The sequence below is a fragment of the Vibrio sp. 10N.222.55.C6 genome (assembly GCF_041473395.1).
GTDB classification, from domain to species: Bacteria; Pseudomonadota; Gammaproteobacteria; order Enterobacterales; family Vibrionaceae; genus Vibrio; species Vibrio crassostreae_C.
Window position 1 is genome coordinate 1 of record NZ_JBFRSD010000540.1, and the last position, 255, is coordinate 255.

General features: G+C 41.2%; 1 protein-coding gene. It reads left to right on the plus strand.

Translation table 11 applies throughout. The features are described from left to right. A partial coding sequence (locus tag AB4486_RS24990) for a hypothetical protein (protein WP_372119391.1) occupies positions 1–255 on the plus strand: 255 nt, incomplete at both ends.

Sequence of the window (255 nt, forward strand, 5' to 3'; positions counted from 1 at the left end):
GTTCTACTCTAACCCCTTTAGATGACTCTCAGTCTCTGAAGCATTACAGCGCTGATATCAACGGTGCAATTGTTCGAGCAGCCGCCATGTTTGCTGGCCAAAATCAATATGGCTACAACTACGATGGGCATTTTTCGTTTAAGCCAGACAATAGCGATCAGATTACAACTTTGACAATTAAAGAGTTTATTTCGAAATTTGTCGAGTCGATGCAGGAAGTCACAATTTTGGAATTTGATAAACCCACCGGAAAGT